Annotated in this window: 5 protein-coding genes; 2 read left to right on the top strand and 3 right to left on the bottom strand. The window is 42.5% G+C overall.

What is annotated here, in order from left to right:
* Positions 1-85: 85 nt before the first annotated feature.
* The gene (locus BCY91_RS03970; RefSeq protein WP_120180728.1) at positions 86-1,135 is read left to right on the top strand and encodes a sugar kinase; all 1,050 of its coding nucleotides are present in this window, start codon (positions 86-88) and stop codon (positions 1,133-1,135) included.
* Positions 1,136-1,374: 239 nt separating this feature from the next.
* Here the strand turns inward: BCY91_RS03970 and BCY91_RS03975 are convergent, their stop codons facing one another.
* From BCY91_RS03975 to tilS, 3 genes are all read right to left on the bottom strand, one after another.
* Positions 1,375-2,361: a pyruvate dehydrogenase complex E1 component subunit beta gene (locus BCY91_RS03975; protein WP_120180729.1), complete on the bottom strand. Its 987-nt coding sequence runs from the start codon at positions 2,359-2,361 to the stop codon at positions 1,375-1,377.
* 127 nt (positions 2,362-2,488) lie between these two features.
* Positions 2,489-2,971 (bottom strand): hypothetical protein, encoded by a 483-nt coding sequence (locus BCY91_RS03980; RefSeq protein ID WP_120180730.1) that lies wholly within the window; start codon positions 2,969-2,971, stop codon positions 2,489-2,491.
* 4 nt (positions 2,972-2,975) lie between these two features.
* Positions 2,976-4,307, bottom strand: a complete 1,332-nt coding sequence (gene tilS, locus BCY91_RS03985) for a tRNA lysidine(34) synthetase TilS (RefSeq protein WP_120180731.1) — start codon at positions 4,305-4,307, stop codon at positions 2,976-2,978.
* 50 nt (positions 4,308-4,357) lie between these two features.
* On the opposite strand from tilS, the gene BCY91_RS03990 reads away from it, so the two are divergent.
* On the top strand, positions 4,358-6,392 hold a 2,035-nt coding region (locus tag BCY91_RS03990), incomplete at its 3' end, for an OstA-like protein (RefSeq protein WP_120180740.1).

Here is a 6,392-nt window from a genome sequence, read left to right on the forward strand (position 1 = left end):
TTTTAAAACCAATTTGCAGTCTTATTAGATTGTTTGCCGCAGCCCGCCGAGCAGGAGTTGCGTGTAATTAACCATAAAATATCAAATGAAAAAGGTACTTTGCTTTGGCGAGCTTTTGCTGCGCATTTCTCCGTCTCCTATTAATGATCCGCATTTGGACATTAACCCTTTTACCCTTTATATGGGCGGTGCAGAGGCTAATACAGCCACTGCCTTGGCCGGATGGAACGTGCCGGTGCGTTATAGCACGGTTTTGCCAGATAATTTTATGAGCCGCCATGTAATTGATTATTTAGACTATAAAGGCATTTTTACCTCCTCTATTTTGTTCGGCGGAAACCGTATTGGCGTGTATTACTTGGAGCGCGGCGCCGATTTAAAAGGAAGCATGGTGTACGATCGTGCGCACTCTTCCTTCTCGGAACTAAAACCCGGGACCATTGACTGGGATAAAGTTTTGCGCGATGTTTCTTGGTTCAATTTTACAGCCATCAGTCCCGCGCTAACGCAAGATGTGGCCGATGTTTGCTTAGAGGCCACGCGTGCAGCATCAGAGAAAGGCATTACCGTTTCTTGCGATTTAAACTATCGCGCTAAGCTGTGGAACTATGGAAAGCAACCCATAGACGTAATGCCACAATTGGTTGAGCATTGTGATGTGGTGATGGGCAATATTTGGGCGGCAAATAGTTTGTTAGGGACGGCAATTGATGCAGACATCCATAAAAGCGGCACAAGAGCGGCTTATTTGGCACATGCCGAAAAAACTGCGGAAGAAATAATCGCCCGTTTCCCAAAAGTAAAAAGCGTAGCCAACACCTTCCGTTTTGATAGCGATACCAACGACTTGCACTATTATACCAGCTTGTTCACCAACGGACAGTCGTTTCATTCGCCAGAATTTAGCTGCGCCGGCGTGGTGGACCGCTCGGGCAGCGGAGATTGCTTTATGGCTGGGCTTATCTACGGTTTTTATAACCAAAATCCGCCACAAGATATTATTGATTACGCCACGGCCGCCGCTTTTGGTAAACTGCAAGAACAAGGTGATGCTACGGGGCAAGATGTGTTAACGGTAAAGAAACGGAAACGTGGAGACAGTGAAGGTAGATCATCGTCAAAGTTATCGGAGTAGTTAGAGTTGATTTTGAAGACTGGTTTTAATAGGAACGGGCTTTAGCCCGTTTCTCACAGCAATATGAAAATGGATTTAGCCGAAATTGGAAAGGTTCGGCTAATGGCTAGTTCATTTTAATCATTATTATTTATTGGACCGGAGTTTAATTTAACCTTGCAAAAAACAGACGATTCTTGAATAAAAAAATCCCCAACCTTATGCAGGCTAGGGATTTTCACTTTATAATAGCTAAGCAATTACTTGCTTACATACATTACTTCTTTTACTGCTTTTACAATACGCTCTGCATTTGGCAAGCTGGCTGCAATTAAAGTAGGTGCATACGGAAGCGGAACATCTGCACAAGTAATACGCAATACCGGAGCATCTAAATAATCGAAAGCATTTTTTTGCACATGGAACGCAATTTCTGATGAGATAGAAGCCAAAGGCCAAGCCTCTTCAACCACTACCAATCTGTTGGTTTTCTTTACAGAAGTTAAAATGGCTTCAAAGTCAATTGGTCTAACGGTTCTTAAATCAATTACCTCGGCATTAATGCCTTCTTTGTTTAAAGCTTCAATGGCAGGTGCTACCGCGCGCGACATCATTTTGCCGAAAGAAACGATGGTAACATCTGTACCTTCTTTGGTAATTTTAGCTTTGCCCAGCTCAATGGTGTATTCTTCTTCCGGAACTTCACCTTTATCGCCGTACATTAATTCCGACTCCATAAAAATTACCGGGTCATTATCTAAAATAGATGACTTTAACAAGCCTTTTGCATCGTAAGGGTTGGATGGGATTACCACTTTTAAACCCGGGCAGTTTGCAAACCAGTTTTCAAAGTTTTGCGAGTGCTGTGCACCCAATTGGCCAGCGTTACCGGTTGGGCCACGGAAAACAATTGGGCAGTTAAACTGGCCACCCGACATAGAAAGTACCTTAGCAGCGCCGTTGATAATTTGGTCAATAGCCACCAAAGAGAAATTGAAAGTCATAAACTCTACAATCGGGCGTAAGCCATTCATGGCAGAACCAATGGCAATACCAGCGAATCCTAGCTCGGCAATTGGCGTGTCAATTACGCGCTTAGGGCCAAATTCATCAAGCATTCCTTGGGTTACTTTGTAGGCACCGTTGTACTCGGCAACCTCTTCGCCCATGATGTAAATTTTGTCATCTTTGCGCATTTCCTCGCTCAATGCTTCACGAAGAGCTTCTCTAAACTGTATTTCTCTCATTATGATGTCTCTGTTAATTACGGAAGGCAAATATAACTAATGTTGCTATAAAAACAATTCGCAAACGCGCTTCTGACGCATTTGTTGCACATAAAATTTACAGTGGAAAAAATTGGTGCTTATTGTTTTAGCTGGCTTGCGCTTCTACAATAGCATTGTAAAGTTCAGATTGTTTTTGTGTGCCTATAATGTACACCAAACCGTCCCTGTCGGTAAGTTTAACGGCATCTTTACCACCCGCATAAAATTTAATGGTGCCGTTGCGGTGCAAATTGTAAACTGGGTTGTTTAAAAAATATTTGCTGTAAGGCACTTTTTCTACTTTAGTAATGCTGTTGAGGTCAATTTTCACCAACCGCGTAGTCCACAAACCATCCAAAATAACGGATTTATTGTTTACCACCGTGCGGTAATGCAACATAAAAAGCATCACCACGCTTAGCAACAAAATGCCACAGCCTACCAGCAACAACAAATCGCCGTTGCGGTCGCGGTTTTCCGTAACATAATAAGCCACCAAGCAAAAAACCGCCATTACCAAGCGTATGCTAATGAAATTGTAATCTCTGCCAAGGTATTGCTTCTCGTGAAAAGGGTAGTGGACCGTCATTGTGTTATTTGCGATACTCGAAGATAAATATTTTTTTATTTCCTGCGCCCACTTTATAACGCTCATCTGTACGATAGGGGCAAACCCAAATGATATCGCCGTTGCCGTTTTCTAAAATGGGGATATGTTTTTTGTGGTTCAAGGGGATTTTTTCTGCTACAAAAAAGTCGCTCAGCTTTTTAAGTTTACGCATCCCAAAGGGCATAAAAGTATCGCCTTTTTGCCAAGCACGCAGTTTTAAAGGGAAACTTAGCCTTTCGGCTTCTACAAAGGCCACATTTTTATCTTTTAAGTTTTTTGGCCTTTCGGCCGATTCGGAAACGCTAATTGTAGCATCTCCAAAATGATAGCTGCCTGCACCAAAAATTTCTTGGCTTTCGGGCGCCTTTGTGTTTAAAGGATAAATTTCCGCATAACCGCGGTTAATGCTTAAACAGTGTGTAGGGCTTAAAAACAGTTTGCCGCTTTGGCGTTCCAAATCTGCCAATAAATCATCCACTTGTGCGCCTTTAAAACCGTAAGGTTTCAATAGTTCAAAAAGCAAGAGTTGTTGTGGTTGTAAACTGCGGATATCCTCAATTTTTATGCGGATACCATTGTCCTGTTGATGTACAATGGTGTTTTTAAGTAAATCCGTTTGTTGCTGTAAAAGTTCTTCTAGTTGTGCAAAATGGCGGATGTTTTCCTGGAAAGTATGGATTAGCGAAGGGTTCAGCTTTTCCATTTCTGGGATAATATCTAAACGTATTTTATTGCGGAAATATTTGTTAGATGCGTTAGAGCTATCTTCAACGTAGGCTATGGCGTTTTGCTGCACCAAATCTTCGATTTCTGAAGCCTTAAAACATAGCATAGGCCTAATAATGTGTTGTCGGTCGCTTTTAATGCCATGCAAGCCCGCCACGCCGGTGCCTCTGATTAAATTAATCAGTACGGTTTCTACCGCATCATTTTGGTGTTGGGCTACCGCAATTTTATCAAAACCTTCCGTTGCACGCACATCCTCAAACAACTGATAGCGCAATTCACGCGCGGCCATCTGTATGCTTATTTTTTGCTCATCGGCGTAAGCTTTGGTATCAAAAGACTTAAAGAAAAGAGGCATATTTAGCGTTTTTGCCAAATCTCGTACAAAAGCCTCGTCGCGCGCAGATTCCTCGCCCCGCAAATTAAAGTTACAATGCACCATGCCGGCTAGGTAGGGGCTGTCCGCAAAAAGCTGTGCCATTAAAACAGAATCTTTGCCCCCGCTAACGGCCAATAAAACTTTAGCATTGGTTTTGAGGAGTTTTTGTTGCTGAATAAACTGGAGTAAACGCTTTTTTGCCGATAACATCAATCAAAATTAACCGTTTAAAATCGTTACTAAAAAACTAATTTTGCGGCGTGAGAAGATACCTTTTGTTTTTAGTGCTGGTGGCCTATGCTTTTTCTGGCGTGGCGCAACAGGTTACGCGGGTAGAGCTGTTGCAGTCCGAATCTTTCATCGGCTTAAAACGGAACGGCGAAAACACCAATAAAGTAATTAAGCCCGTTTTTAGGCAAGATAACGCTACCCTAGTTTGCGATAGCGCCTATTTTTACCTCACTAAAAACAGCTTCGAGGCTTTTGGTAACGTCCACATCAACCAGGCAGATACCATCAACATTTACTCGGATAATTTAAATTATGATGGCAATACCAAAATTGCGGTGCTTACCAATAATGTGCGGCTTACAGATAACCAGGCCGTTTTAACCACCAACAACCTAATTTATAATATGGCCACAAAAATTGGCCAGTACGAGAATGGCGGTAAAATTGTAAACGGCAAAAATACCCTCACCAGCCAAAACGGATATTATTTTACCCATAGCAAAGATGCTTACTTCCGCTATAATGTAGAGGTGCGATCGCCAGAGGTGCTTATCAAATCAGACACCTTGAAGTACAATACCATCTCTAAAATTGCTTACTTTTTCGGTCCCACCAACATTTACGGCAAAAGCGATACGCTGTACACCGAAAACGGCGAATACAATACTACAAACGACCAAGCATCTTTCGGCAAAAAGAATTTATACACGCAAAACTCTAAAAGTTTAAAAGGCGACAGTTTATTTTACGATGGTAAAAGGGGCTTTGGACGGGCGGTAAAAAACATTGTTTTTGTAGATACTGCACAAAAAATAGAGCTGCGCGGGCAACTGGGCTTGTACCGCAAAAAAGACGAAAGCATCACCGTTACCAAAAATGCTTATGTGGTTTTTGTAACCGAAAAAGATTCGCTAAGTAAAGATAGTATTTGGCTTACCGCCGATACTTTGAAAAGCAGGGTGTTGCGTAAAATGGATTTGTACCAGATGCGCGAGCGGGTGCGGTTGATGGCACTGAAAGATAGTTTAAAGGCAGATAGCATTAAACAGGCTGCCTATGAAACGGCTAACCAAGCGCCGGAGGTAGACATGGAAACGATTCTGAGCGATAGCAGCGGAATAGATTCTGCGCGCTTGGTGTTTTTGAAAGACAGCCTCTTAGCACGCAAACAATTTCTGGCGGACAGTGTGTTGAACGCCAAAGAACTGCAACGCAAAGAAAATGAACGCCTGCGCGAGGAAAATAAACGGCCTAAAAGTATTGCGGTGGCCATTCCAACGCGGGCACCAGACAAACGAGCGCCCTGGCCGGCTTTAAAAGAAAACCAAAATAAATTAGGTATAGAACCTCATTTGGTAAAAACGCAAAGCAGTCGCAAAGTTTTTGAGCCTTTAAATCCAGACGCAACGGATACGGCAAAAGTCCGTATTGTTTCGGCCTACCGAACGGTGAAGATTTTTAAATCAGATTTGCAGGCTAAAGCCGATTCTGCTTTTTTTAGTTATGGCGATTCTACCTTGCGTATTTATCAGAAACCCATTGTTTGGGCGCAAGGCAGCCAGCTTTCTGCCGATACCATGTACATCCAGATGAAGAATAAAAAGCTGGATAACTTGGATATGATACGCAACTCAATTGTGGTAAATGCTAGCGACGATTCGTTAAAGTTTAACCAGATTGCCGGCAAGTTTATGAAGGGTTATTTCAAGAATGAAAAGCTGGATGTGGTTTTTGTAAACGGAAATGCCGAGAGTATTTACTTCCCTAAAGATAGCGCCAATAGCAATGGGATGATGCGATCTATTGCGTCGCGTATGCGAATTAATTTTGATGAAGACAGCGTAATGAGTGTGGCTTTTATCCGTAAGCCCGAGCATAATTATTATCCGCTAGAGAAATTAACGGAAGAATTAAAAACGCTGGCAAATTTCAATTGGAAACCCAAAGAACGGCCAAAATCAAAGTTGGATATTTTGCCCTCACTAGCGCCAGCAGTTAAAAAAAGCGCGCCTAAGAAGCCGGTAGCTAAGTCGCCGGTGAAAGAAGAAAAAGAACCGGTTGAAA

The organism is Pelobium manganitolerans (genome assembly GCF_003609575.1).
In the GTDB taxonomy this organism is placed as follows: domain Bacteria; phylum Bacteroidota; class Bacteroidia; order Sphingobacteriales; family Sphingobacteriaceae; genus Pseudopedobacter; species Pseudopedobacter manganitolerans.